The organism is Dinoroseobacter sp. S124A, from assembly GCF_049801015.1.
Taxonomy (GTDB): Bacteria; Pseudomonadota; Alphaproteobacteria; order Rhodobacterales; family Rhodobacteraceae; genus Dinoroseobacter.
Genome location: NZ_JBNAGD010000001.1, coordinates 503,579 through 529,637, shown reverse-complemented (window position 1 = coordinate 529,637; position 26,059 = coordinate 503,579). Strand labels below are relative to the sequence as shown.

The window sequence follows — 26,059 nt, the reverse complement described above, 5'->3', positions numbered from 1 at the left end:
GTGACGCAGGCGCATGCACCGGGCTGGAAAGGCGCGCTGACCGGGAACAGCGTGTTGCTGGTCGCGGCGTTCGGGCTCGGTGTCTTTCATCTGGCGGTGGTGGCGGGACTGATCTCCCTCTCGACCCTGCCGATGCGCATCATTCATGTGGCGCTCGCCTTCTCGCTGCTCTTTGCCACCAAACCTATGACCGCGCGTCTGGCAGGGACGCGCTGGAACACGGTGCTCTCGGGGGTGCTGATCGCTGCCACTCTCGCGGCCTCCTGGTGGATGCTGACCCGCTGGAAGGCGATTGCCTTCAGCGGCGGGCTGACCGAGCCGGGGGATTTCTGGGCCGGGCTCGTCCTGCTGATCGTGGTGTTCGAGGCCGCGCGGCGGGGGATCGGACTGATCCTTGCGGGGATCGCCCTGGCCTTCTTCTCCTACGCCTTTCTCAGCCCCTACCTGCCCGGTGTGCTGAACGGGCGCGGCTATTCGCTCGAACGGATGGTGATCTTCCTGACCACGGATACGGCGGGGATCTACGGCATTCCGGTCGGGGTGGCGGCGACCTATATCATCGTGTTCACGATCTTCGGCGCGCTGCTCTCGCGGTTCGGGGCGGGTGATTTCTTCTTCGAGATCTCGATGCGCCTGACCCGGGGGCTGCGCGCGGCCTCGGCGAAATCCGCGGTCCTCTTCTCGACACTGATCGGGATGGTCTCGGGCTCGGCGGCAGGCAATGTGGCGGTGACCGGGGTCGTCACGATCCCGATCATGAAGCGCGAAGGCTACAAACCCCATCAGGCCGGGGCAGTCGAGGCGGTCGCCTCCACCGGCGGGCAGCTGATGCCCCCCGTGATGGGGGCAGCGGCCTTCATCATGGCCGAGATCGTGGGCGTGCCCTACACGTCGATCATGGCGGTGGCGATCCTGCCCGCGCTGCTGTTTTTCACCTCTGCCTTCTTCATCGTGCACCTGCAGGCCGTGAAATCCGGGTTGGCCCCGTCGAGCGAGGGCACCGGCGACGGGCGCAGCCTTGGCCGCGTGCTCTGGGACGGGCTGCCCTTCATGGCGGCTTTCGGCACGCTGATCGCGCTGATGCTCTGGGGCTATACGCCCTTCAAGGCATCGCTTTGGGCCATGGGCGCATTGCTGATCGGGGACATCCTTGTGCGGCGGCGGCTCGATGCGGACTTTGTCGCGCGCATTGCCGGGGGCATCTCGGAGGGCGCGAAAGGGGTGATCACGATCTCGGCGGCCTGCGCGGCGGCGGGGATCATCGCCGGGACCCTGGGGATCACCGGGCTGGGATCGAAAATCGCGCTGCTGATCGAGACCGGCTCGAACGGCTGGCTCTTTCTCGCCCTGGTGTTCACCATGATCACCTCGATCATCCTCGGCATGGGGCTGCCCACCACGGCGGCCTACCTGATCCTTGCGACGGTCGTGGCCCCGGCACTGGTCAAGCTCGGCGTGCCCGTGCTGACGGCGCATTTCTTCGTCTTCTACTACGGCTGCATCTCGACGATCACACCGCCCGTGGCGCTGGCCGCCTATGTGGCGGGGGGGATTGCGGGTGCCGATATCAACAAGGTCGGCTGGACGGCGGCGGCCTATGCGATCACCAGCTTCGTGCTGCCCTTCGCCTTCGTCTTTGCGCCCGCGCTGACCCTGCAGGGCGGGCTGGTCGACAATCTCGCCGCGATCGTCACCGGATTTGCCGGGATCGGCGCGGTGGCGGTGGCCGTGATCGGTTGCCTGTCCCGGCCCCTCGGGCCGGTGCCGCGCCTTCTGGCCGGGCTCGCAGGCGGCTGCCTGCTGTTTCAGGGCTGGGCCACAGCCGCGCTCGGCCTGTGCCTGATCGCTGCGGTGATCGTTCTGGATCGCCGCGCCCCTTCACATGTTCAAAGGATCTAGAACCATGGCACGAGAGTTCCGCCGGGTGGTCACCGGTCATGATGCCACCGGCAAGGCAGTGGTGGTCAGCGACGAGACCGCGACCCAGTACCTGGAGCGCCCGAACCGGCCCGGCGTGCGGTTGACGAATTTCTGGATCGAGCGCGGCAGCCCGGCAGAATATGACGGCCCGACCGAGACCTGCACTGGGGATTTCGTCCTGCACCCGCCCCCGATGGGATCCACCTTTCGCTGCGTGGAGTTCCTGCCCGAGGATCCCGAGGTGCTGGCCACGCTCGACGGCAAATCCGCCTTTGGCGAGATGGGGGCCAGCGCGAATATCGTAGAGGATTCACGGCATCCCTTCATGCACCGCACCGACAGTCTCGACTACGCCATCGTTCTGTCCGGCGAGATCTGGATGATGATGGATGAGGAGGAGGACGACCTCCTGCTCAAGGCCGGGGATGTCCTGATCCAGCGCGGCAACAACCACGCCTGGTCCAACCGCGGGACGGAGCCCTGTGTGATCGCCTTTGTCCTGATCGATGGGGTGACCCAGCGCGATGCGCCCGCCGCACAAGCCAAGGGCAAACCGGCGCGCGGCTAGTAGGGCCCCTCCCCGCATGCGGAGAACTCAGAGGGCGAAACCGGACCCTTCCGAGGGGCTGGTCCGGCACCATGGCGCGGGTCGGAAGATGCGCCCGGGCCATGCGGCTCGGGCCAAGCGACACCAGGGATCCCGAATGGTTGCGCCGCATCTGGCGCAGCCGCCCTATGCGAGGAAGGCATCCTCGTAGATCAGCCCGGCCTCAAGCGCCACGATGCCCGCGATCTCATCCGTATGTCCGACCTCGGAATTGGCGGACCGCTCCTCTTCGACGAAGAGGGACACGCTGTCGCCATCCAGCGCGGTCATCCGCAAGGCAGCCGTGTCCCCGCCATCGGTGGTCTGCATATCCGCCAGCAGAACGGGGGCCGCGTCAAAGCTTGTGTTGAACGCGAAGGTGTCGACAGTCTCGTCCAGCTGATCCGGAGTGCGGAGCACGTCGAGCCCGCTGGCAGTGCCGGTTTCGATGGCAATCCACGACACGGTTTCCGGCACATGGGGGCCGAGCGCCTCCTCTTCTTCGATCTGCACTTCGAAGCCGGACCCGTCCACGTTGCGGATGCGGGTGGTGACGGGATCGTCCTCGTTGACGCTGGTCACCTCGGCCAGCACCACGGCCTCGCCCAGCCCGGTGCCAAAGCTCACATCGGTGAAATTCGTCCCGACATTTTGCGACCCGGCCACGATGGTCTGCCCGGTGGACAGGGTATGGGTGCCCTCGGAGACCGCGAGCCAGCTGACCGACTCGGTCGTATGGGTCTCGTCGAGATAGTTCCATTCGTCGATCTGGAACTCGAACCCCGTTTCCGTGACATTGCGCACCCGCGTCACCGCCGGGTCCCCCCCGTTGAAAGAGACCGGCCCCATGACCACGACCGCGTCGGCGATCTCGGCATCGAAGGTCACGCTGTGCCATTGCTCGGATCCCGATTGCGCGACGGTGACCGTCCCGCTCTGCCCGATCAGGCCATCCTCGCCCGTGCCGCCCGACCCGTCGATGGTGATGTCCACCTTTGCGGAGGCCACCCCACCCCGGCCATCCGTGACCGTGTAAGTGAAGCTTTCTGCGCCGGTTTGGCCGGAATTGAGCACATCAAATGCGCCGTTCTGCACGTAGCTCAGGGTGCCATCGGCATTCAGGGTCACGGTCGCGCCCGAGGCGAGGGCGACCGAGCCATCGACCCCGATCGACTGGCCCTCGATTTCGGTGATGGTGAGACCGTCGAGATCCGCATCACCGTCATTTGCCAGCACCGTCAGGACCAGCGGCGCATCCTCGGCCACGCGGGCCGTGTCGTCCACCGCCACAGGCGCAGTGTTGTCGCTGGGTGCCGCATAGAGCAGCCCCCCCTCCAGCGCCACATAGCCTGCGGTTTCGGTGGTGTGGCGGACCTCCGCATCCCCCGATTGCTCCTCCTCGACAAAGAGCGAGACGCCCTCCGCGTCGAGCCCGGCCAAGCGCAGGGTTGCGGTATCGCCCCCATCCACCGATTGCATATCGGCCAGAAGCACCGGCGCATCGCTGAAGCTTGCGCTGAACTGGAAACTGTCGATCTGGTGGTCCAGCTGATCGGCGGTGCGCACCACGTCGAGCCCTGCCCCGACCCCGGTTTCCACCGCGATCCAGGAGAGGGTTTCGCTCCCATGGGAGCCGAGCGCCTCTTCCTCTTCGATCTGCACCTGGAAACCCGTCTCGTCCACATTCCGGATCCGGCTGGTCACCGCATCCGCTTCGTTGACGCTGGTAACCTCCGCCAGCACGACCGATGTGTCCAGGGTCGCCCCGAAAGACACGGAGGCAAAGCCCGTACCAACACTCTGCGTGCCCGCCACGAGGGTCTTGCCATTGCTCAGGGTATGGGTGCCCTCGGACACGGCCAGCCAGCTGACGGTTTCCGCGCCGTGCACACCGTCGAGGTAGTTCCACTCGTCGATCTGGAACTCGAACCCGGTCTCGGTCACATTGCGCACCCGGGTGGTCGCGGCCTCGGCGTCATTGGCCGAGAGCGGTCCCATGACGACAACCGCATTGCTGATCGCCGTGTCGAAGGTCACGCTGTGCCACTGGCCCGAGCCGCTCTGCGCCACCGCGACGGTGCCGCTTTGACCGATGGGGCCATCCGGCAGGTCGTCATCCGCCCCTTCGATCGTGATATCCACGGTCGCGCTGGCCGCGCCGCCATTGCCGTCGGAGACCGTGTAGGTGAAGCTCTCGCTCCCGGTCTCGCCGGTGTTCAGGGCATCAAAGGCGCCGTTCTGGGCATAGCTCAGCGTGCCGTCCGCATTCAGCGTTACCGACGCGCCGGAGGCCAGATCAACGCTCTCGCCGGTGGCGATGGCCGCGCCATTGATCTCGGTGATGGTCAGGGCATCCCCTTCGGGATCCACGTCATTGCCCAGCACCGCAAGGATGAGCGGCGCGTCTTCGTCCACGGTCGCGCTGTCATCCGCGGGCATGGGGGCCTGATTGCCGAACAGATCGAAGATGTCCGAGAAACTGTAGGTGATATCCACGAATTCAAAGCTTTCGATCGTGTCATAGACAAAATCGATCCCCTCGCCGATCACCTGGATCGCGTCCTCGATCAGCGAGAAGCTATAGAAGCTGAACCCGAAATTGTAGATCACCGTGTCAAAGCCGGCATCGCCGTGGAAGACGTCATTGCCGAGCTGACCGATGAAGCTATCGTCGCCCGCGCCCCCTTCGAACACATTGTCGGCGTCATTGCCGATGAAGCGGTCATTGCCCGCGCCCCCGATCGCGTTCTCGATCACCGTGCCGATCGCGAGGGTCAGGTTGCCGGTGCGGCCACCGATATCCGAGCTGTTCTGATAGGTCTGGTCCGCGGTCTGGACCGTCAGGTCGATCTTCTGGTTGGCGCTGTAGCCACTGAAATCCAGCGTATCGATCCCGCCCGCATCTATGATCGTCGAGGCCGTGCGGTTGGCATAGCTGGCATAGTCATTCCAGATCCGGCTCTCGCTGGCCGAGATATTGGTGTTGAACCCGTAGACCGTGTCGCCGGTGAAGGCGTTCGACACCCCGTAGCCCTGCGCGCCATAGATGCTGTCCAGCGCGAGCCAGTCCACCGCCATGGGGGTCTGCAGGAACTCGCCATTGGCCGAAACCGCCGAGTTCTCGGTCTGCGAAAAGTAGGACATCATCGAGGCTTGCCAGCTATCAAGCTCGAAGATCGCGTCGTCGCTGTAATTCGCGCTGCCGTTATAGGGGCCCTGGTGCCCGAGGCCGAGCGCGTGGCCGACCTCGTGAAAGATCGTCTGCAGCGTGTAGTCGTCATAGGTCGAGGTGCCGCCGGACCAGCTCTCGGCGATGTTGATATAGGAGTAATAGATTGTGCCGTCGCTAAAGCGGGTGGAGCCCGCAAAGGCACCGCTCTGATTGTCCGAGAAGAAGAAATCGACGACGCTGTCATCGGTGCTCGTGGTTTCGATGAACTGGATGCCCAGCACCTGTTCGTAAACGTCGAAGACATCGCGGATCAGCTCTGCGCGCTCCTCCGAGACACCGTCCGCATCGCTCCCGCCGCCATAGGTCAGCGGGCCGTAGCCGGTCACGTTGTAATAGAGCACCCCGTTATTGGCATCGGGACCAGTTGTGCCAACATTGTGGCGAAGACCTGTCCCGTTGCCCCAATAGCCAACCTCGAGAAAGTCCGCCATTTCCTGCAGCGTCGCGGTCTCTCCGGCCGAGCCGGTGGTGCCATCCGTGGGATTGCCCGCGCGTTCCAGATCGTCCTGAAACCGATCCTCCGCCATACAGGCGGGACAGGTGCAGGTGGAGAGATGCGTGGACAAATCCTCTGAATTTGCATCAAAATTTTCAGAGTTTTGTCTCGGATCGGTATAGGACATCAACGCCTCTTTTCAGTCGAGTGCCTGGTGTTTCGCGTGAGCTCGAATGCTGGGGTGTGACGGACAAACCCCATCCTGACGCATCCAGAACCCGGTATGGAGGGGCACTGTATTCGCTTAATCATCTCTGTGGAGGTTGGGACTTTTTTTGGGCAAAGCTTCGCCAAATCCGTGGCGTTAACCTGCTGGTTTGATGCATTTCGGGTCCTTGACGCAGCGCGTCGAACCTGCATTGCGGCGCGGAACCGAGGGCCTTTCGCAGGGTTTTGGCCTGCGTGACTGCCCCCCGCATCAGGGGGGCAGAAGCGGTGCAGCGGGCCGCGATCCAGCGGCCCACCGGGGCGGGAAGAGGGACCTCTAGCTCTCGCCCGGATCGTCGAAGGCCGCGAGCGCCGCCGTCACCGCATTCATCGCGGCGGGCACTCCGGCATAGACCGAGACCTGCAACACGATTTCAACGATCTCGTCCCGGCGCACGCCGGTCGCGCGGGCCGCGCGCATATGAAACGCCAGCTGATCCGGAGCGGTGCCCATGGCAGACAGCATCGCCACGGTCAGCATCTCGCGGGTCCGCAGGTCCAGCCCCGCGCGACCGAGCACATCGGTGAAGGCGTAGCCCATGATGATCTCGGCGGCCTCGGGCGCCAGAGCCTCCAACCGAGCCCGCACGGCCTCGGGCGCGGTGGCGTCCAGTTGGCCCAGCACGTCCATCGCCCGCGGCAAAGGCGCAGCCTCGCGGCTCATGCGTCGACGCCTTTCATGCCTTCGTCGGTATAGCGCGCGCCCATGATGGGCAGAGCGGCGAGGCCGGTTTCCAGCGCCGCGAGATCGGCCGGGTCCAGAGTGATCGCCCCGGCGGCTGCGTTGTCGCGCAGGTAATCCAGCGTTCTGGTTCCCGGGATGGGCACGAGATCCTCCCCTTGCGCCAAAAGCCAGGCCAGCGACAGCTGCGCCGGGCTGCACCCGATCCGGCTGGCCATCTGGCCGACAAGGTCCGCAATGCGCTTGTTCGTGCGCACCGCGTCACTCTGAAACCGCGGCAGCGCGCTGCGGAAATCCCCGTCCGCAAACTCTGCATCGCTCTGGAACCGCCCGGTCAGGAAGCCGCGCCCCAGCGGCGAATAGGGCACAAACCCGATCCCCAGCTCCCGGCAGGTGGGCAGCACCTCCGCCTCGGGCCCCCGGGACCAAAGCGAGTACTCGGTCTGCACCGCCGTGACCGGATGCACCGCATGGGCCCGGCGCAGAGTATCGGGGCTCACTTCGCAGAGCCCGATCCGGTCGATCTTCCCCTCCTCGACCAGCCGGGCGAGGCCGCCCATGGTCTCTTCGATCGGCTGGCTACGGTCGACCCGGTGCACGTAATAGAGATCGATCCGCTCGATGCCGAGCCGCCTGAGCGAGCCTTCGCAGGCGGCGCGGGCATAATCCGGATGGTTGTCGAGGCTTCGGCGATATTCCCCGGGCCGCCGGACGATGCCGAACTTGGTCGCGATCTTCGGGCGGCTCTGGGTTTGGGCGAGGAATCTGCCCAACAGCTCCTCGTTGTGGTGCGGGCCGTACATGTCCGCCGTGTCGAAAAAGTCGATCCCCAGCGCGACGGCCTCATGCAGCACCCGCAGGGCCCGGGCATCGTCGCGCGGGCCATAGAATTCGCTCATGCCCATGCAACCGAGGCCGATGGCCGATACGTCAAACCCGTGTCCGAGTGTGCGTCTCTTCATGGTGGTCTCCTTCTCTTGCCGTCCCGGTTGAGAGATGGCATTTCCGGAATGCGATACATATCGACGAAACCGGCAAGGGAGTTTCCAAAATCGGAAAACACGGCACAGAGGATCTGGTCTGGGACGACATCCGCGCCTTTCTCGCCGTGGCGCGCGCCGGCACGCTGAGCGGCGCGGTCCAACAGATGGAGGTTGGCATCGCCACTGTCTCGCGTCGGATCGAACGGCTGGAGGCGGCGGTGGGGCACCCTCTCTTTGCCCGGCACCAGTCGGGGTATCGGCTGACCGAGGATGGCGCGGCCCTGATCCCCCGTGCCGAAGAGATGGAGGCGAGCGCCCTCGCGCTGACCTCCGGTCTCGGGCGGGACACCGCGGTCTCGGGCGTGGTGCGGCTGGCCACGGCAGAGAACCTCGCGACCGGGCTCATCCTGCCGGCGCTGGGGCGCTTGCGGGCGGACTACCCGCTCCTGTCGCTGGAGATCGTGACCGATGTGGCCACGGTGAACCTGCATCGGCGCGATGCGGATATCGCCCTGCGCATGGTGAAACCGGATCGCGGCAATGTCTCGTTGCAGCGGCTCGGGCGTCTGGGCTTCGGGCTTTATGGCGCACCGGCGTATATGGCGACGCGCCCCGCCCCCGCCGATGCCAGCCGGTTCGATCAGGACGCGTTGATCGGCTGGACGGATGCCTATGCCCATCTGCCCGCCGCGCAATGGGTCGAGCGGGTGTTGAAGGGACGGGCCCCGGCCCTCGCGACCACGTCGCTTGCCACGCAACTGACGGCCTGCGCAACCGGGCTCGGTCTCGCCATCCTGCCGCATTTCCTCGCCCGCCCCCGGGGGCTCGTCTGTCTCGACGGGGATCTCGGTCTGGACCAGACGATCTGGCTGGTGACCCATTCCGACCTGCTGCAAACGCGCCGGGTCCGGGCCGTGGCGGATTTTCTGCGCGCTCTGGTCGAGGATCGTCGCGGCGATCTGAGCGGGTGATCCCGCCCCATCGCCCGAGGGCTAGAGCCGGAACTCCATCCCATCGGCAGCCACGGTCCAGCCTGCGGCCTTGGCCGCGGCGCGTTCGGCGCTGTCCGGGCGCAGGACCGGGTTCGAGTTGTTCATGTGGACATAGACCTTGGTCTTCACCCCGAGCCCGGCAAAGGCCGCCATCGACCCTTCGGTCCCGGCCATGGACATATGCCCCATTCGCTGTCCGGTCTTCTGGCTGAGCCCCTGCAGGAGCATCTCGTCATCGCGCCACAGGGTTCCATCGAAAAAGACGATATCCGCCCCGCGCAGCCGGTCGGCGAGGTCCGGACGGATCAGGGCGCAGCCGGGGATGTAGAATACCGATTGCGCACCGCAGCGCAGATGCACGCCCACGGTCTGTTCGCCCTCCAGGTCGGTGGCGACTTCCTCGCCCTCGAGATAGAGCGGCACCTTGCCCGGCACCGCAAAGACCGTCGCTTCGATCCCCTCGACCAGCGCGAAGGTCTCGCCCAGCCGGATCACGCGGCGCGGCACCACGGCAGGGTTCACCGCCGAGAAGATCGGGTTGTCATCGAGCACGCCATGGATCTCGGCGCTCGCAAAAAGGTCGAAGGGCTGCTGCTCCCGCAGGGTGAGCAGGCCCGCCACATGGTCGATATCGCCATTGGTCACCAGCACCGAGCGCAGAGGCAGCGCGCGCAGGTCGGTGGGATGCAGCTCCGGCGTGGTCGCCAGTTGCGTGCGGATATCAGGGGATGCGTTCAGGATCGCCCAGTCGCGACCGGTCGCGCTGACGGCAATCGAGGATTGTGTCTGAGAGGGGATGTCGCCTGCACGGGCGAGGTTGCAATTCTCACACCCGCAATTCCACTGGGGGAGGCCGCCGCCGGCAGCCGCCCCCAAGATCTTCGCGCGGAACGTCATGTCCGAGCTCGCAGTCCATTACTCAGAACAGATCGCGGCCTTCGTCGTCACGATCATTGTCCGGGCCGTACATGTTGATTTCCATGCCGCATTCGATCTCGCGCAATGTGGGTTTCGTCCAAGCCATAATGTGTCCTCCAGGGCCTTCATGTTCGCGACATACCTTCCGCAAAACACCCCCATGCGTACATAGGACCATGGTCGCGGAGCGGTCAGACCGCCTGCGGGCGCAGTCGCCGGGCGCGCAGAAGGGCGACCCGTTCGGTGATCTCGGCGCGCACCGGACCGGGGCGTGGCGCGTCGCGCAGGGTGGTGAACAGGGTCTCGGCGGGCACCCGGGACATCTTGGTCCCGGCCCAGCTGAGCCCGCGCTGCACCGCTTGTGCCTCGGCGGGCAGATGATCGGGGATCTCATGCCCGTTCAGGGTCGCCCAGACCCCGGCCCAGAGCCGCCCGACCGTCCAGGGATTGTACCCGCCCCCGCCCAGCACGAGGTAGCGCTCAGTCAATCCGGCCAACGCGCCGACCACGTCCCAATGGGCATTGTTCGACAGCGCAAGACGAGACAGCGGATCCTCGTCCACCGCATCGGCCCCGCATTGCAGCACGATCGCCTCGGGCGCGAACCGTGCCACCACGGGCAGGATGAGATCCTCGAGGATCACCGTCATCTCGCTGTCATTGAGGCCGCGCGGCACGGGCAGGTTCACTGCCGCCCCCGCCTCGGTCTCGTCGAGCCCGCCGGTGAAGGGCCAGCGCTTTTCCTCATGGACCGAGAGCATCAGCGTCTCGGGATCGCCGCGAAAGGCCACGGCCACCCCGTCACAATGATGGGCGTCGATATCCACATAGGCGATGCGCCGCAGCCCTGCCCGGCGCAGGGACAGGATCGCAAGCACCGGGTCGTTGAGATAGCAAAACCCGTTGGCCCGATCCGGCAGGCCATGATGGGTCCCGCCCGCCGGGTGATAGACCACGCCCGGTCCTGCCCCGAGGATCGCGGCGGCAAGCATGGACCCGCCGGCCGCCGTGGCCGGACGGCGATAAACCTCTGGAAAGACAGGATTTGACGGGGTGCCCAGATTGTGGCGACTGCGGATCTCCGAGCTCACATCCCCGGCCGCCTCGGCCGCCACCAGAGCGGCCACATAGGCCGGATCATGCCAGAGATGCAGCGCCGCGGGCTTGGCCCGGGGCGAGACACGGAACTGCGACCGCGGCAGCCAGCCCAGCGCTTTGGACAGGTCCATCGCGGTCGAGACCCGCGGGATCCGCAGCGGGTGCCAGCCGCCATAGGTCGAATTGCGATAGATCTCTGCGCCAATGAAGACCGGCGCAGGCAAGCTCCGGAGGGTCGTCACCGGGTCAGCAGCGCATCGATTTCCCGGGTGATCCGCGGGGCGAGCGGGCGGGTGGTCGAGCCCCAATGGGCGACATAGCCCCCCTCGCCATCCAGAAGCACCTTGGTGAAGTTCCAGCGCGGCGCGACCCCCTCGCTCTGCTGCAGCCAGCTGTAGAACGGATGGGCATCAGGTCCGCGCACCGGGGTGATATCGGTCATGGGCAGGTCGAGCCCGTAATTGATCTCGCAGAACTCGGCGACTTCGGCGGCGCTGTCGAGCTCCTGATTGAAGCTGTCCGAAGGCACGGTCAGTACGACCAGTTGCTCTGCGCCGTAGCGGTCCTGCAGCGCCTGCAACCCCTCGTACTGGTCGGTGAACCCGCAATGGGAGGCGGTGTTGACCACCAGAACCGGACGCCCGCGCCAAGTGCTTAGATCGAGCGGCCCGCCATCGATGGACATGAACCGCCCCGCATCTTCGGGCGGGGGGGAGGCCAGAGCGCACCCCAGCCCCAGACACAGGCTCAGCACCGCTCCGAAGATACCGTATCGCACCGTCGCATTCACCATGGTCAATTCCCTCGTTTCCGGCAGGTGGCCACCACCCATTCCTCCTGCGCGAAATAGCCAGAACACCCGGTTTTTCAAATCGAATTTCACAAAGCCGTTACGCTGTCGGGAAAAGGACTGTGGTGAAATACCCCATGAGGGGTTATACTGGGGGTATAACATGCGTGGATCGCACGCGGGTGATGCGAGCAGTGAGAGGCAAGTGAGACATAAATGGTTGTTGCGGTTCGAAAAAACCAACACCCGTTGCAACTCAACGGGCTCGGAAAACGAGATGTGCGCACACAGTTCGCGGCGCTGCCCTATCGCGTCGTGCGGGGAAAACCCGAGATTTTGCTGATTACCAGCCGGGAAACCGGGCGCTGGATCATTCCCAAGGGATGGCCCGAGGATGGCCTGACCGCCCCGGAGAGTGCCGCGCGCGAAGCCTGGGAAGAGGCCGGGGTCGAGGGGCGGATCTCGCTCAACTGCCTGGGGATCTACTCCTATCTCAAGGTGCTGGACCGCCAGGATCGGTTGCCCATCGTGGTCGCGGTCTTCCCGGTCAAGGTGCGCAAACTGATCGAGGATTTCCCGGAAAAGGGCGAGCGCAAGCGCAAGTGGTTCTCGCGCAAAAAGGCCGCCGCGCGGGTGGATGAGCCCGAGCTGCGCCACATGATCCGCGATTTCGACCCGACCCATCTGCGCGATTGATCTGCCGCGCGCGACGCCCCGACCGGGCAGTGCCCCACGCATCCGCGTGCGCTGCTTTGCTGGATCTGTCGCCCTCCCCCCCGGAAATGGGCGGGACGCCGCGTCAAAAACCCGAATAGAGAATCCTGCTTTGCTATGGGGACCTTAACGCATAGAGTTGCAGAATTGTACGACTGACATCCGTCCTGTAGGCCCTGACTTCATGATCCGCTACACGCTGAAATGCGAGAATGACCACGTCTTCGAAAGCTGGTTTCCCTCAGCCGAAGGATATGACCGATTGCGCGCCGCGGGCCTGGCGAGCTGTGCGATCTGTGGGTCGACCGAGGTGGACAAGACCCTGATGGCACCGCAGGTGCGTCCGGCTCGCGATCGCGCCGCCCTGCCCGCCCCGGACGACATGCCGATGGAGAGCCCAGCACCCCAGTCCGGCGGCGCCGTCACGAAGCCCGGCACAGACACAACGCCCGAGCATCCCTCTCTCAGCACCCCGGACACGGCGCTCGCCAAGGCCATCGCCCGCCTGCGCGACGAGGTGGAAGCGTCCTCGGATTATGTGGGTACGGAATTTGCCTCCGAGGCGCGCTCGATGTTTGTTGGGGATGCGCCCGAACGCGCGATCCATGGCGAGGCCTCCGCCGAAGAGGCCAAAGCCCTCGCCGAAGAGGGGGTACCGATCCTGCCCCTGCCCTTCTCGAACCGGACAAAGTCGAACTGACCATGGTGGCGGTGATCACAGGAGCCTCGCGCGGCATTGGCCTCGAGCTGGCGCGCCAGATGGCGGCCCGGAACAGCCGCGTTCTGGGCACCCATCGCGGTGCCGTACCTGCGGATCTGCCGGGCGTGGACTGGCATCCGCTCGACGTCGCCTCGCCGGAGAGCCACGCGGCGCTGAGCCAACATCTGGACGGCACGGCCGTGGATCTGCTGGTCTGCAATGCGGGGATCTATCTCGACAAGTTCGAAAACCTGGCCGAGGGCTATCCCCCGGCCATGTGGGCAGAGATGTTCGAGACCAATGTGACCGGCGTATTCCTGTCGGTGCAATCGCTGCTGCCGCAATTGCAGCAATCGGGCCATGGCAAAATCGTAATTATCTCGTCCCAAATGGCGTCGCATACCCGCGCGCCGGGACGCTCTTACATTTATCGCGCTTCAAAGGCCGCCGTTCTCAATCTCGGGCGTAATCTCGCGACCGATCTGGAGGGATTGGGCATTGCGGTTGGGATTTATCACCCGGGCTGGGTGCAGACGGATATGGGCGGGCCTACGGCATCGCTCACCCCTGCGGAAGCCGCCTCCGGGCTGATGGATCGTTTCGAGGCCCTTTCATTGAAGACAACTGGTTGTTTTGAAACCTGGGATGGACATGCGCACCCTTACTGAACCCGACCTCGCCGAAAACGGCGTCCTGATTGTGTTTGGTGGCCTGCCGGGAACCGGCAAATCCACCATTGCCCAGGCGCTGAGCGCGCAGCTCAGTGCGGTGCATCTGGTGCTCGACCGGATCGAGGCCCCGCTGAAGGCAAAGCTGGGTCCGGATGTGGGCCCGCTGGGCTACAATGTGGCCTACCAGGTGGCCACCTCGAACCTCGATCTCGGCCATGTGGTGATCGCCGATTGCGTGAACCCGATCGCCATGACCCGCAATGCGTGGATGAGCGTTGCCATGGGCTGTCAGGCCACCATGGTGCAAGTCAATGTACAGTGCTCGAACCCGCAAGAGCACCGCCGCCGCGTCGAAAAAAGGTTGACCGAGTTCCCGATGCAGGGCCTGCCGGACTGGAACAGCGTGCAGGCGCGGCAAGTGGATGAATGGGCCGAGGCGGATCTGAACCTCGACACCTATATGCTCTCGGTCGACGAATCCGTCTCATCGATCATGAGCGCCCTGCGCCGCCTCGTCCCCAGCCGCTTTGGCGCCGACGCGCTCGTCCGCGGTGTCCTCGGCTCGGGCTGATCCGGGGCAATCCGCGTCCGACGTCCTCGTGGGTCGGGCCCGGCGAGCGCTCCGATCCCGTGCTCTGACCCGTCCCCCATCGGCGCTGAGGGCACGACAAAGGCGAGGGCACCGCTCTGCACCACCGCGCGACATCTCGACCAAGGAGGCGCCTACCCCGGCGCAGTACGTCCCCTATCAATCGCGCAGCGCAACGCGGCCTTAGGGCGACGGCGCTGCCCCGCGACCTCCCGGTCCCTTGCTCCTGCCCCGCCTTTCCCCTACACGGCGGCGGAACGTGAGGACGGAAGACGCATATGTCCATTCTGGTGATGAAATTCGGCGGCACTTCGGTGGCCGATCTCGACAAGATCAAGAACGCGGCGACCAAGGTCAAACGCGAGGTGGAGCGGGGCCACAAGGTCATCGTGATCGTCTCGGCCATGTCGGGCAAGACCAACGAGCTGGTGGGCTGGGTGAACCAGACATCGCCGCTCTATGATGCGCGCGAGTATGACGCCGTGGTCTCTTCGGGCGAGAATGTGACTGCGGGGCTCATGGCCCTGACCTTGCAGGAGATGGAGGTGCCCGCACGCTCCTGGCAGGGCTGGCAGGTACCGCTCAAGACCAATTCCGCCCATGCCGCTGCCCGGATCGAAGAGATCCCGCGCGAGAACCTCGATGCGAAATTCGACGAGGGGATGCAGGTCGCCGTGATCGCGGGATTTCAGGGGCTGAGCCCCGAAGGCCGGATCACCACGCTGGGCCGGGGCGGCTCGGACACCACCGCCGTGGCCTTTGCCGCCGCTTTCGAGGCAACGCGCTGCGACATCTATACGGATGTGGACGGCGTCTACACGACCGATCCGCGGATCGAGGACAAGGCCTGCAAGCTCGAGAAGATCGCCTATGAGGAGATGCTCGAGCTCGCCTCCCTGGGGGCCAAGGTGCTCCAGACCCGCTCGGTCGAGCTGGCCATGCGGTTCAAGGTGCCCCTGCGGGTGCTGTCGAGCTTTGAAGAAAACACCGAGAATTCCGGCACTCTGGTCTGCGATGAGGAAGAGATTATGGAAAGCAATGTTGTCTCCGGCGTCGCCTATTCCCGCGATGAAGCGAAAATGACCCTGATCTCCGTGGCCGACCGGCCCGGGATTGCGGCGGCGATCTTTGGGCCGCTCTCCGAGGCGGGGGTGAATGTGGACATGATCGTGCAGAACATCTCGGAAGATGGCCGCACGGACATGACCTTCTCCTGCCCGACGGATCAGGTGATGCGGGCCGAGCGGGCAATCAAGGAAGCCAAGGAACTGGGTGAGATCAACTTCCAGGAACTGGTGGCCGACACGGATGTGGCCAAGGTCTCCGTGGTCGGCATCGGCATGCGCAGCCATGCCGGCGTTGCCGCCCAGATGTTCCAGGCGCTGCGCGACGAGGGCATCAATATCCGCGTGATCACCACCTCCGAGATCAAGATCTCGGTGCTGATCGAGCGCAAATACATGGAGCTCGCGGTGCAGGCGCTGCATGACGTGTTCGGCCTCGACAAGGCCGCCTGAACGCGCCCTGCAGCTCGGCCGCCCGGGCCGCTTTGACGGCCCGCGCCTGCGCATCCGGCGCAAAAATGAGCCGGGGCGTGTCAATTTCGCGCCCGGACCACGCAGCATGCCGCGCCCCTTGAGGCGCGGTGCAATTTCCGTTCCCATGCTCTGACGAATATGGTCTAACCGATCCGAGGACACCGGCTCCGGGGGTCCAGACGAGGGATCAAGGCGCAGCAATGCCCGACACCATGGAAACCGAAAGCCGCAAGCTTCTCAGACGCTTGCAGGCTACGCTTGCCGAGGCGGGCGCGGGTCAGGAACGCCTGGACCGGATCACGCATCTGATCGCGGACAGCATGCGGACCGAGGTCTGTTCGATCTATCTGTTTCGCGATGCGGACACGCTGGAGCTCTGCGCGACCGAGGGTCTGAACCCCGAAGCCGTCCACCAGACGCGCATGCGGATCGGCGAAGGTCTGGTGGGGCGCGTCGCGCGCAAGAACCGCCCCCTGAACACCGCCGACGCGCCCGGCACCGAAGGGTTCCGCTACATGCCCGAGACCGGCGAGGAGGTCTATTCGAGCTTCCTCGGCGTGCCCGTCCAGCGGCTGGGCGAGACGCTCGGCGTGCTTGTGGTGCAATCTCGCGCGCAACGGGAATACTCCACCGACGAGGTCTATGCCCTCGAGGTGGTGGCCATGGTGCTGGCCGAGATGAAGGAACTGGGCGCCTTCACCGGCGAGGGTGCCGCGCTGGCCGCCCCGCATCAGAACGCGATCATGGTCAAGGGCGGGGTCGCGCAGGAAGGCATCGCCACGGGCCGGGTCTATCTGCATGAACCGCGGGTGGTGATCACCAATCTCGTCTCCGATGATCCCGAGGCCGAACTGGCCCGCCTGCGCGAGGCGGTGGACCAGCTGCGCGTTTCCGTGGACGAAATGCTCGACACGGCGTCGACCCAGGACAAGGAACAGCTGCAGATCCTTGAGGCTTACCGGATGTTCGCCAATTCCCGGGGCTGGATGCGGCGCATGGAGGAAAGCCTTGTGAGCGGCCTGTCCGCCGAGGCGGCCGTCGAGAAAGAGCAATCCGCCGCCCGCACCCGGATGGAGCAGGTCCCCGACGCCTATCTGCGCGAGCGGCTGCATGATCTGGATGACCTGTCGAACCGGTTGCTGCGGCTCTTGACCGGGCAAGGCTCCGAGACCGGGGCCGAGATCCCGGTGGATCCGATCCTCGTGGCGCGCAATATCGGGCCCGGCGAGCTGCTGGATTACGGACGCGCGCTGAAGGGGATCGTGCTGGAGGAAGGCTCCGTCGGCAGCCATGCGGCAATCGTCGCCCGCGCGCTTGCCATCCCGCTGATCGTCAATGCCAAGCGGATCACGACCGAGGCGCTGAATGGCGATCTGGTGCTGATCGATGGCGAACAAGGGATTGTCCATCTGCGCCCGGATGAGACCGTGCAGGCCGCCTTCCGCGACAAGAGCGCGATGCAGGCCAAGGCGCAGGAGCGCTATGCCTCCCTGCGCGACAAGCCCGCGATCACCCAATGCGGGACCGAGATTTCCCTGAACATGAATGCGGGCCTGATGGCCGACCTGCCATCGCTGCCCACCTCGGGTGCCGAGGGCGTGGGGCTGTTCCGGACCGAGCTGCAATTCCTGACCCGACCCAAGGTTCCGGCGCGGTCCGAGCTTGCGCAGCACTATGCCCGCGTGCTGGACGCGGCCGGGGGCAAGCGCGTGGTCTTTCGCACGCTGGATATCGGGTCGGACAAGGTCCTGCCCTATATGAAGCCCCAGGATGAGCCGAACCCGGCCCTGGGCTGGCGCGCGATCCGGGTCGGGCTCGACAAGCCCGGCGTCATGCGGATGCAGCTGCAGGCGCTGATCCGGGGCGCGAATGGGCGGCCTCTGACGCTGATGTTTCCCTTCGTGGCCCAGCTTGAGGAATTCACCCGCGCCCGCGACTACCTGATGCGGGAACTTGACCGCGAGGCCTCCCTCGGGCGGGTCCTGCCGGAAAAGGTCGAGGTAGGCGCCATGCTCGAAACCCCGAGCCTCGCCTTCTCGCCGAACTCCTTCTTCGAGATGGCGGATTTCATCTCCATCGGGGGCAACGACCTCAAGCAGTTCTTCTTTGCCGCCGACCGCGAGAACGAGCGGGTGCGCCGCCGCTACGACACGCTGAACGTCTCTTTCCTGAGCCTGATCGAGTTGATCGTCAGCCGGTGCCGCGATGTGGGCACCCCGGTCAGCTTCTGTGGCGAGGATGCGGGCCGCCCGATCGAGGCGCTGTGCTTTGCCGCGATGGGTCTGCGGGCGCTGTCCATGCGCCCGGCTTCCATCGGGCCGGTCAAGCATCTCTTGCGCCGCTGCGATCTGCGCGAGGCCCGCGGCGTGATCACCGAGGCCCGCGCCTCGGGCGCGATGACCGTACGCCCGGCGGTGATGGATTGGTTGCGCCAGCAGAGCTGAGCCTGCTCACCCGGGCAGCAGCCGCCCCGACGGCGCGGGCGCTCGGCCGAAGATCGGACAGCCCAGCGTGGTTTGCAGCGCGGTGATCAGCTCATCCACCGTCTCGGTGGTCAGGTACAGCCCGCCGGTCTGATCCGCAAGGCAGCGCGCCACGGTCTGCCCTTCGCGGTAGTCATGCTGGTTCTGGCTGTCCCAACTGAAATGCTCGCCGCGCAGCTTGAAGCCGATCACATGCACGGTCAGGTCATGGGCTTCTGCCGAGAGACTGGCGGCCAACTGGCACGGGGCGCCGCCGCAGGTCTCTTTGCCATCGGTGACCAGCACCACGACCCCCGCCCGCTGGCGGAAATCCAGCGCCTCGGCCGCGCGGGCCACAGAGTCGGTCAGGGGCGTGTTGCCCGAGGGGGCCAGCGCGTCGATCTCGGCGATCATGCGCGGGGCGGCGTCCGGGATCGGGGCAAAACGCAGATCGATATTGCTGCAGGCTTCGCGCGGACCAGGCCCGTAGATCAGCAGGCCGAGATTGCGAAACGGGGCCACTTGCGGCATGGCCCGTCGGATCGCGCGCCGGGCGGCAAAGATCCGGGGTTCATCCATCAGGTTGAACCCCATCTCCGACATCGATCCGGAGCCGTCAAAGACCACGATCGCATCCTCGGAACAGCCCTGCGCCGCGTGCAATGCAGGGGGCGCGCCCACAAGGCTCACGCCCAGAAGGGCGATGGAGGCAAAGAGGCTCGAGCGGATCCGGGAGGGGGCAAAGGGGATCATCATGGGGCGAGCCTGCCATGGCGGCCCCTGCCCTGTCTATGCGACTGGGGTCTTGGGTGGGCGCGGGTCGCGCGCCCTGCGGTCAGGCGGCGGCGATCAGGTGGCGGCGGTCACCACCCCCTGCACCCCGTCCCAGGCCCCCGGGCTCAGGGCATGGACGAGCACCCGGTCGGGGTTCGTGGGCGGCGGCATCTGGACGCCTTCGGCCCGAGCAAACCCGAAGCGGCTGTAATAGGGCGCATCCCCGACCAGCAGGACACGGGTCCAGCCCAGTGAAGCGGCCTTCTCGAGTCCGGCCTGAATGAGCAGCGCGCCCAACCCCTCCCCCTGCCGTGTCGGGTGGACCGCAACGGGGCCCAGCAACAGCGCCTCTTGTCCGCCCACGCGGATCGGCCAGAACCGGATCGCCCCGCCGATCCCGCCCAGCACATTGTCGATGCTGGGCGCAACAAGGCAGAGCTCGGCCACGGGCGGCACCCCATCGCGCAGCCGGTAGGACGAAAGCGCCTCCCGCCCCGGCGCGAAGCAGAGATCGAAGAGCGCCTCGACCTCCCACCAATCGCCGGTCTGTTCCTGCCTCAGTTGCACGTGGCCTGGTTCCGTTTTTCGCTGGCCTCGCGCCTAACACAGGCGTTAGGTGATGCGCAAACAGCGAGGAGGACACATGTTTTACCGTCCCGAAGAGGGCCATGATCTGCCCCATAACCCGTTCAACGCCATCGTCACGCCCCGCCCCATCGGCTGGATCTCGAGCCGGGGCACGGATGGCCGGGACAATCTCGCGCCCTATTCCTTCTTCAACGCCGTCGCCTATGTCCCGCCGCAGGTGATGTTCGCCTCGACCTCCGCCAAGGAGGATCGCGGCGACACCAAGGACAGCGTCGCCAATATCCGCGAGACCGGGGTGTTCTGCGTCAATATCGTGTCCTACGCGATGCGCGATGTGATGAATGTCAGCTCCAGCGCCTATGGCGCGGATGTGGATGAGTTCGAAAAGGCCGGAATAGAGAAGGCGCCGTGCGAGACCGTGGCCTGTTCCCGCGTCCTCGCCGCACCTGCCAACCTCGAATGCAAGCTCACCCAGGTCGTGCAGCTGCCCGGCGCGGCGAATTTCGTGGTCTTTGGCGAGGTCACCGGCGTCCACATGCGCGACGAGCACATCATCGATGGACGCTTTGATGTGAGCACCTTCCGCCCGCTCTCCAGGCTTGGCTACCGGGACTATGCCTGCGTCGACAACCTGTTCTCTCTGGCGCGGCCCGACGACTGAGCCGGCCTCAGGACCCCAGCACCGCGTAGCGCGCGAGGCCGTAGATATAAAGCGCGGTGAACAGGATGTTGATGTATTTCAGCTGCCGCTCGCCGTGGAGCCATGCACAGAGGATCCAGATCAGGCAGAACGGCAGCCCGAGGACCATCGGCCAGGGATGCCAGTTCTGCACGATGGCGACCGTGCTGCTCACGCCCAAGAGCAGGGCGAGCCATTTGAGACATTGTTCGTGGCGGAGCAGCCAGGCCTCCACCAGAGCCGAGAGCGGGGGACGCACAATCATGGCGCGCGACACCTTTCCGAAATGACCAGAGATGTGGGGGGACGGGTCCTCACTGCCACCCGTCACCCAACGCTCTAGCCCGGACCTCGCCCCTCTGGCAAGAGCCCGCGTCTGCGGCGCTAGTGCCCTGCCCCGAGAATGCCGGTCTTGACCGAGTAATCGGCGGCAATCGCGTAATCGGGGTCGTCATCACTGTCGATCATCAGCTGCCCGGCCTTGCTCAGCAGCTGGTGACAATCCTTGCTCAGATGGCGCAGCTGCAGGGTTTTGCCCGCCTCGGCATACTTCGCGGCCATGGCCTCGATCGCCGTGAGGGCGGACTGATCCACCACGCGGCTATCGGCGAAATCAACGATCACCACGCCGGGGTCATTGGAGACGTCAAAGAGCTCGACGAACCCGGCGGAGGAGCCGAAGAAGAGCGGCCCCTGCACCTGATAGACCTTGGCCCCTTCGGGCGTGTCATAGGTCTTGGCATGGATCCGCGAGGCGTTGTTCCAGGCATAGGCCAGCGCCGAGACAATCACACCCACGACCACCGCGATGGCAAGGTCGGTGAGCACGGTGACGACCGTGACCAGCACGATGACCAGCGCATCGGTCAGCGGCACCCGGCGCAGGATCGTCAGCGACTGCCAGGCAAAGGTGCCGATCACCACCATGAACATCACGCCCACCAGCGCGGCCAGCGGAATCTGTTCGATCAGGGGCGAGGCCGCAACGATGAAGATCAGCAGGAAAAGCGCCGCCGCCACCCCGGCGATCCGCGTGCGCCCGCCGGATTTCACGTTGATCATCGACTGGCCGATCATGGCGCAGCCGCCCATGCCCCCGAAAAAGCCGGTGACGGTGTTGGCCACGCCCTGCGCGATGCATTCCTGGCTCGCGCCCCCGCGCTTGCCGGTGATCTCGCCCACAAGGTTCAGGGTCAGCAGGCTTTCGATCAGGCCGATCGCCGCGAGGATGAAGGCATAGGGCGCGATGATCTGCAGCGTCTCGAGGGTCAACGGCACCATGGGAATGTGGAAGCCCGGCAGCCCGCCCTGGATCGAAGCCATGTCGCCCACGCGCGGCACATCAATGCCGAAGACGATCACGAGGATCGCAACGATCCCGATACCCGCCAGCGGCGCCGGAACCACCTTGGTCAGCTTGGGCATGCCCCAGATGATCACCATGGTCAGCGCCACAAGGCCCAGCATCATGACCAGCGGCCAGCCGGTCATCCAGGTCAGCTCGCCCGCCTCATTGGGCACCCGGAACTGCGTGAGCTGCGCAAGGAAAATCACGATGGCCAGCCCGTTCACGAAGCCCAGCATCACCGGATGGGGTACGAGCCGGATGAACTTGCCCAGTTTGAAGATCCCCGAGAGGATCTGCAGGATCCCCATCAGCACCACAGTGGCAAAGAGGTATTCGACCCCGTGTTCGGCCACCAGCGCCACCATGACCACCGCCAGCGCGCCCGTCGCGCCCGAGATCATCCCTGGCCGTCCACCGATCAGCGCGGTGATCAACCCGACGATAAAGGCCGCATAGAGCCCCACCAGCGGGTGCACCCCGGCGACAAAGGCAAAGGCCACGGCCTCGGGCACCAGGGCCAGGGCTACGGTCAGACCGGACAGGATCTCGATCCGCCAGCGGGCGGGGCTGAGCGTCTCGTCCTCGGTCGGGCTGGAAAAGGCGATACGATTGGCGAAGGACGCCAGCAAAGCTCGGGCCACGGGGAAACCTCGGGATGGGGATGGGGGCTGCGCGCGGGATAGCCGGTTTGGGGCGCTCTGCCTAGCCCTGAGATGCAATGCCGCACTGCACCGGATGCAAGGCGGACGTTGCCGGCTCGGACTGCCCCCCGGGACCCGCCCGCCCCGCATCCGGGTCGAGGGACAGCGCGCGCCATGACTGCAAACGCGCCCGCCCGTATCGCCACGCGCCGATTTGCGGTATCGTTCCCCCCTGAGGGAGGACATCGCCAATGCCCAGATTACGGTTTGCCTCGAATGTCGCCGGCACGATCGATGCGGTTCAGTTCCATCTCGAGGCGCTCGTCCTCGATGCCAGCCTGCAATCCCTGTCGGACCGGGAGGCCGTGCTGACCTTTCGCCCCGGCAGCACGGATCTGACCTATACCGCGAGCGGGCTGAACCTCGGCACCGTGCCGGATGGGGAGGGCGGAACCCGCCTGACGGGCACCCTGACCGGGTTGCGCGTCGACACCCCAGGCGGGCCTCTGGTGGAGATCGACCGGCTCTTTCTGCCCCTCGCCCCCCTGACAGCCGCAGCCGAAGAGGATCGCTCCGGCAGCGATCCGGGGGCGGTGGACGACATCGTCCTCGGGCTCGACTGGTCCTATCGCGGGGCCCCGCCGGGGACGTTCCAACCCCGGGATGCGGTCAATGATGACGGGGTCGTCCTGAACATGCGCGGCAATGACGTCGCGATCTTCGAGGATGGCGCGGATATCTTCTGGCTCGGCGACGGACGCGATCTGGCCCGGGGCGGCGGCGGCGATGACGGGCTCGCGGGGGGCGATGGCAACGACATCCTCTTTGGCGAGGACGGCGCGGACGCGCTGGAGGGGGATGCGGGTGATGACATCTTGATCGGCGGCGCAGAGGGCGATTTGCTCAAGGGCGGGTCCGGGAATGACCGCCTCGTCGGAGAGGACGGGGTCGATGTTCTGGTGGGAGGCACCGGAAACGACCGGCTTCTGGGCGGGTCGGGCGAAGACACGTTCCGCTTTCTGGCCGGGGACGGGTTCGACGTGATCGTGGATTTCGACGCCGAGGCGGACCTGATCCAGCTCGCCAGAGACAGCGATCAGGTGACGGTGACCAACACGCTGGCGGGCGCGCTCCTGCGCGGCGATGATGTCACGGTCCTCGTTCTGAACACGACCGCAGACAGCCTCGATGACAGCAATCTGCTCTTGCTGTAGCCACAGCCATTGACGCGCCCGAATGCGCTGCCTAGCCATGAAGGCAGAGACAACAGGGGGCACTTATGCAGACGTTTCTGGGCATCATCGGCGGATCCGGGCTTTATGAGATCGAGGGGCTGGAGAACCCCTCCTGGCAGGAGGTCGAGAGCCCTTGGGGCGCGCCTTCGGACGCGATCCTGACCGGGACGCTGGACGGGGTGCGAATGGCGTTTCTGCCCCGGCACGGGCGCGGCCATGTCCATTCTCCAACCACGGTGCCCTACCGCGCCAATATCGATGCGCTGAAGCGGCTGGGCGTGACGGATGTGATCTCCGTCAGCGCATGCGGGTCGTTTCGCGAAGACATGGCGCCCGGCGATTTCGTGATCGTGGATCAGTTCATCGACCGGACCTTTGCACGTGAGAAGTCCTTCTTCGGCACGGGCTGCGTTGCCCATGTGAGCGTCGCGCACCCGACCTGCCCCCGGCTCGGCGCGGCCTGTCTCGAGGCGGCCAAGGCAGGTGGCATCACTGTCCATGACGGCGGCACCTATCTGGCCATGGAGGGCCCGCAATTCTCGAGCCTCGCCGAAAGCAAGATGTACCGCGAGAGCTGGGGCTGCGACGTGATCGGCATGACCAACATGCCCGAGGCCAAGCTCGCCCGCGAGGCGGAGCTTTGCTATGCCAGCGTGGCGATGATCACCGATTACGACAGCTGGCATCCGGATCACGGCGAGGTCGATGTGACCGAGATCATCAAGACACTCATGGGCAATTCGGAAAAGGCCAAGGGGCTGGTCGCGCGTCTCCCCCGGCTTCTCGGAGCCGAGCGGGACCTCTGCGCGCATGGCTGCGACCGGGCGCTGGAATACGCGGTGATGACCGCGCCGGACAAGCGCGACCCGGCGCTTGTGGCCAAGTTGGATGCGGTGGCGGGACGGGTTCTGTCGGCGTGAGCCGTCGCAGGGCAGTGCGGGTGCCGGACCGGGTCGGGGGCCAGCCCCCACGGTCCTGCGGACCGTTCCCCCGGGATATTTAGAGACTTAAGAGAGCAAGACATGCTGGGCTGCGGCAGGAGTGCTTCTGCTGCGACTGCACAATGGACAGGCTTTGGAGGGAACGCTAGCTTCGAGCTTGAGGACAAAAACTGTGAGGGGGGCCAGCATGTGCCAGATATTCTCCCATCAGGATCCGAACCGATACGCGTGCACCACGCGACGGCTCAGACTGAACGGGCAAAGCACGTCGATCCGGCTGGAGAACAGTTTCTGGGCCATTCTCGACACGATTGCCGAGGCTGAGGGGACCAGCACCCCGGCCTTCATCTCGACCCTGCATTCCGAGGTTCTGGAGGCGCGCGGCGAGCCGTCGAACTTCACCTCGCTGCTGCGGTGCACGGCACTGCTCTATATCGAAACGCAAAAGGCGCCGGAGGCCGGGATCGCCGCAGAGTAACGGAACAGGCCCCGGTCGGGACAGCGCGTCGTGCAGCGACATCCCCAAATCACGCGAAGCAAAGAGATCTGCGGAATTGCTTTGACCCTAGGTCACCCTTGGGTCCAAGGTTGGTCTTTGGCCCTGAAAGGAGCAATCCGATGCGGTTTTTTTCTCTTGTTTGTGCTTTTCTTCTCGCAGCCCCCTCAGCCAACGCGCTGAGCTTCGACTTTTCTTTTTCGAACACAGTTGGCAACGTCGCGGGCACCGTGACCGGAACGGTCTCCGGTCTGGCGGACAATGCCACCGGCGCGGCGACGTCCCTGATACTCACATCCGTACCAGCCGCGACCGGTGGCCAGACCAACCCCAACACCAGTGACGTGGTTCAGTGGACCGCCATTGACGTCAACAGCTTCACGGTGACCAACGGTCAGATCACCGATTTCATGTTTTCGGCGGTCCTCGAAGCTGCGCCGGTCTTTGAATTCTTCTGCCTTGGCGATCCCGCCTGCGCACCCATTGGCGCAGAAACACTCTACGGCACGGCGTTCTTCGCTGTTCCGTTTGCTCTCGTCGGGACCGATGGTGGGTTCGCGGGCGTCACCTTCACGCCGACGGCCATCCCCCTGCCCGCGGGTCTTCTCCTGACGCTGAGCGCGCTTGGTGGGCTGGGCGCCGCGCGCCGGTGGCGCCGGGACCGAGGCGCGACACGGACGGCGATCTGCACAAACTTTAGGCAGTAGTAAAACCTTACTACCCTGCCCTGTTTGAGCCCGCGCTAGCCTGACCTCCCAACAATACCAAAACAGGGAGGT

At 65.3% G+C, this 26,059-nt stretch carries 25 protein-coding genes; 14 read left to right on the top strand and 11 right to left on the bottom strand.

Annotated elements, in window-relative coordinates:
• Together ACP15I_RS02450 and ACP15I_RS02445 are read left to right on the top strand one after the other, a co-directional pair.
• The gene (locus ACP15I_RS02450) at nucleotides 1-1,899 is read left to right on the top strand and encodes a TRAP transporter permease (protein ID WP_424973758.1); all 1,899 of its coding nucleotides are present in this window, start codon (nucleotides 1-3) and stop codon (nucleotides 1,897-1,899) included.
• A gap of 4 nt (nucleotides 1,900-1,903) precedes the next feature.
• Nucleotides 1,904-2,488: a cupin domain-containing protein gene (locus tag ACP15I_RS02445; RefSeq protein ID WP_424964546.1), complete on the top strand. Its 585-nt coding sequence runs from the start codon at nucleotides 1,904-1,906 to the stop codon at nucleotides 2,486-2,488.
• A 165-nt stretch (nucleotides 2,489-2,653) separates the two neighbouring features.
• Here ACP15I_RS02445 and ACP15I_RS02440 read toward each other — a convergent pair whose 3' ends face one another.
• From ACP15I_RS02440 to ACP15I_RS02430, 3 genes are all read right to left on the bottom strand, one after another.
• On the bottom strand, nucleotides 2,654-6,304 hold the full coding sequence (locus ACP15I_RS02440) for an Ig-like domain-containing protein (RefSeq protein WP_424973757.1): 3,651 nt from the start codon (nucleotides 6,302-6,304) through the stop codon (nucleotides 2,654-2,656).
• Nucleotides 6,305-6,718: 414 nt separating this feature from the next.
• Nucleotides 6,719-7,105, bottom strand: a complete 387-nt coding sequence (locus ACP15I_RS02435) for a carboxymuconolactone decarboxylase family protein (protein WP_424973756.1) — start codon at nucleotides 7,103-7,105, stop codon at nucleotides 6,719-6,721.
• Complete coding sequence (locus tag ACP15I_RS02430) at nucleotides 7,102-8,085, bottom strand: aldo/keto reductase (RefSeq protein ID WP_424973755.1); 984 nt, start codon at nucleotides 8,083-8,085, stop codon at nucleotides 7,102-7,104. The genes ACP15I_RS02435 and ACP15I_RS02430 overlap by 4 nt, the downstream gene beginning before the upstream one ends.
• A gap of 53 nt (nucleotides 8,086-8,138) precedes the next feature.
• Here ACP15I_RS02430 and ACP15I_RS02425 point away from each other — a divergent pair, with 53 nt between their 5' ends.
• Nucleotides 8,139-9,077: a LysR family transcriptional regulator gene (locus tag ACP15I_RS02425; RefSeq protein ID WP_424974106.1), complete on the top strand. Its 939-nt coding sequence runs from the start codon at nucleotides 8,139-8,141 to the stop codon at nucleotides 9,075-9,077.
• Nucleotides 9,078-9,098: 21 nt separating this feature from the next.
• Here ACP15I_RS02425 and pqqB read toward each other — a convergent pair whose 3' ends face one another.
• The 4 genes from pqqB to ACP15I_RS02405 all read right to left on the bottom strand — a co-directional run bounded on the left by pqqB (nucleotide 9,099) and on the right by ACP15I_RS02405 (nucleotide 11,946).
• Nucleotides 9,099-9,995 carry a pyrroloquinoline quinone biosynthesis protein PqqB gene (gene pqqB / locus ACP15I_RS02420; protein WP_424973754.1) on the bottom strand — a complete coding sequence of 299 codons (897 nt, stop codon included), beginning with the start codon at nucleotides 9,993-9,995 and terminating at the stop codon, nucleotides 9,099-9,101.
• A gap of 22 nt (nucleotides 9,996-10,017) precedes the next feature.
• Nucleotides 10,018-10,122 (bottom strand): pyrroloquinoline quinone precursor peptide PqqA, encoded by a 105-nt coding sequence (gene pqqA / locus ACP15I_RS02415; protein WP_424964553.1) that lies wholly within the window; start codon nucleotides 10,120-10,122, stop codon nucleotides 10,018-10,020.
• 85 nt (nucleotides 10,123-10,207) lie between these two features.
• Complete coding sequence (locus ACP15I_RS02410) at nucleotides 10,208-11,356, bottom strand: acetoin utilization protein AcuC (protein ID WP_424973753.1); 1,149 nt, start codon at nucleotides 11,354-11,356, stop codon at nucleotides 10,208-10,210.
• Nucleotides 11,353-11,946, bottom strand: coding sequence for a glutathione peroxidase (locus tag ACP15I_RS02405; RefSeq protein ID WP_424973752.1), 594 nt, complete (start codon nucleotides 11,944-11,946; stop codon nucleotides 11,353-11,355). The genes ACP15I_RS02410 and ACP15I_RS02405 overlap by 4 nt, the downstream gene beginning before the upstream one ends.
• A 237-nt stretch (nucleotides 11,947-12,183) precedes the next feature.
• Between ACP15I_RS02405 and ACP15I_RS02400 the strand changes: the two genes are divergently transcribed.
• The 6 genes from ACP15I_RS02400 to ptsP all read left to right on the top strand — a co-directional run bounded on the left by ACP15I_RS02400 (nucleotide 12,184) and on the right by ptsP (nucleotide 18,560).
• Entirely contained in the window at nucleotides 12,184-12,600 is a 417-nt protein-coding gene (locus tag ACP15I_RS02400) for an NUDIX hydrolase (RefSeq protein WP_424973751.1), read from the top strand.
• 202 nt (nucleotides 12,601-12,802) lie between these two features.
• Complete coding sequence (locus ACP15I_RS02395) at nucleotides 12,803-13,318, top strand: DUF1178 family protein (RefSeq protein WP_424973750.1); 516 nt, start codon at nucleotides 12,803-12,805, stop codon at nucleotides 13,316-13,318.
• Nucleotides 13,319-13,320: 2 nt separating this feature from the next.
• A complete protein-coding gene (locus tag ACP15I_RS02390; RefSeq protein ID WP_424973749.1) occupies nucleotides 13,321-13,986 on the top strand; it encodes an SDR family oxidoreductase in 666 nt (221 codons plus the stop codon).
• A complete protein-coding gene (locus ACP15I_RS02385) occupies nucleotides 13,970-14,560 on the top strand; it encodes an AAA family ATPase (protein WP_424964559.1) in 591 nt (196 codons plus the stop codon). Before ACP15I_RS02390 ends, ACP15I_RS02385 begins: the two co-directional genes overlap by 17 nt.
• Nucleotides 14,561-14,856: 296 nt before the next feature.
• Nucleotides 14,857-16,095: an aspartate kinase gene (locus tag ACP15I_RS02380; protein WP_424964560.1), complete on the top strand. Its 1,239-nt coding sequence runs from the start codon at nucleotides 14,857-14,859 to the stop codon at nucleotides 16,093-16,095.
• Between the two features lie 221 nt (nucleotides 16,096-16,316).
• A complete protein-coding gene (gene ptsP / locus ACP15I_RS02375) occupies nucleotides 16,317-18,560 on the top strand; it encodes a phosphoenolpyruvate--protein phosphotransferase (protein WP_424964561.1) in 2,244 nt (747 codons plus the stop codon).
• A 6-nt stretch (nucleotides 18,561-18,566) separates the two neighbouring features.
• Here ptsP and ACP15I_RS02370 read toward each other — a convergent pair whose 3' ends face one another.
• Nucleotides 18,567-19,334, bottom strand: coding sequence for a vWA domain-containing protein (locus ACP15I_RS02370; protein ID WP_424973748.1), 768 nt, complete (start codon nucleotides 19,332-19,334; stop codon nucleotides 18,567-18,569).
• A gap of 93 nt (nucleotides 19,335-19,427) precedes the next feature.
• A complete protein-coding gene (locus ACP15I_RS02365; protein ID WP_424973747.1) occupies nucleotides 19,428-19,919 on the bottom strand; it encodes a GNAT family N-acetyltransferase in 492 nt (163 codons plus the stop codon).
• Between the two features lie 76 nt (nucleotides 19,920-19,995).
• On the opposite strand from ACP15I_RS02365, the gene ACP15I_RS02360 reads away from it, so the two are divergent.
• On the top strand, nucleotides 19,996-20,601 hold the full coding sequence (locus ACP15I_RS02360; protein ID WP_424973746.1) for a flavin reductase family protein: 606 nt from the start codon (nucleotides 19,996-19,998) through the stop codon (nucleotides 20,599-20,601).
• Between the two features lie 7 nt (nucleotides 20,602-20,608).
• On the opposite strand, the gene ACP15I_RS02355 is transcribed toward ACP15I_RS02360, so the two are convergent.
• Complete coding sequence (locus ACP15I_RS02355) at nucleotides 20,609-20,884, bottom strand: peptidase (RefSeq protein ID WP_424973745.1); 276 nt, start codon at nucleotides 20,882-20,884, stop codon at nucleotides 20,609-20,611.
• A 119-nt stretch (nucleotides 20,885-21,003) separates the two neighbouring features.
• Nucleotides 21,004-22,608, bottom strand: coding sequence for a SulP family inorganic anion transporter (locus ACP15I_RS02350; RefSeq protein WP_424973744.1), 1,605 nt, complete (start codon nucleotides 22,606-22,608; stop codon nucleotides 21,004-21,006).
• Nucleotides 22,609-22,859: 251 nt separating this feature from the next.
• On the opposite strand from ACP15I_RS02350, the gene ACP15I_RS02345 reads away from it, so the two are divergent.
• From ACP15I_RS02345 to ACP15I_RS02330, 4 genes are all read left to right on the top strand, one after another.
• Complete coding sequence (locus tag ACP15I_RS02345) at nucleotides 22,860-23,822, top strand: calcium-binding protein (protein ID WP_424973743.1); 963 nt, start codon at nucleotides 22,860-22,862, stop codon at nucleotides 23,820-23,822.
• A gap of 65 nt (nucleotides 23,823-23,887) precedes the next feature.
• Nucleotides 23,888-24,763, top strand: a complete 876-nt coding sequence (locus ACP15I_RS02340; RefSeq protein ID WP_424973742.1) for an S-methyl-5'-thioadenosine phosphorylase — start codon at nucleotides 23,888-23,890, stop codon at nucleotides 24,761-24,763.
• Nucleotides 24,764-24,971: 208 nt separating this feature from the next.
• The gene (locus ACP15I_RS02335; protein WP_424964569.1) at nucleotides 24,972-25,262 is read left to right on the top strand and encodes a ribbon-helix-helix domain-containing protein; all 291 of its coding nucleotides are present in this window, start codon (nucleotides 24,972-24,974) and stop codon (nucleotides 25,260-25,262) included.
• Between the two features lie 140 nt (nucleotides 25,263-25,402).
• The gene (locus ACP15I_RS02330; protein ID WP_424973741.1) at nucleotides 25,403-25,987 is read left to right on the top strand and encodes a VPLPA-CTERM sorting domain-containing protein; all 585 of its coding nucleotides are present in this window, start codon (nucleotides 25,403-25,405) and stop codon (nucleotides 25,985-25,987) included.
• Nucleotides 25,988-26,059: the final 72 nt, after the last annotated feature.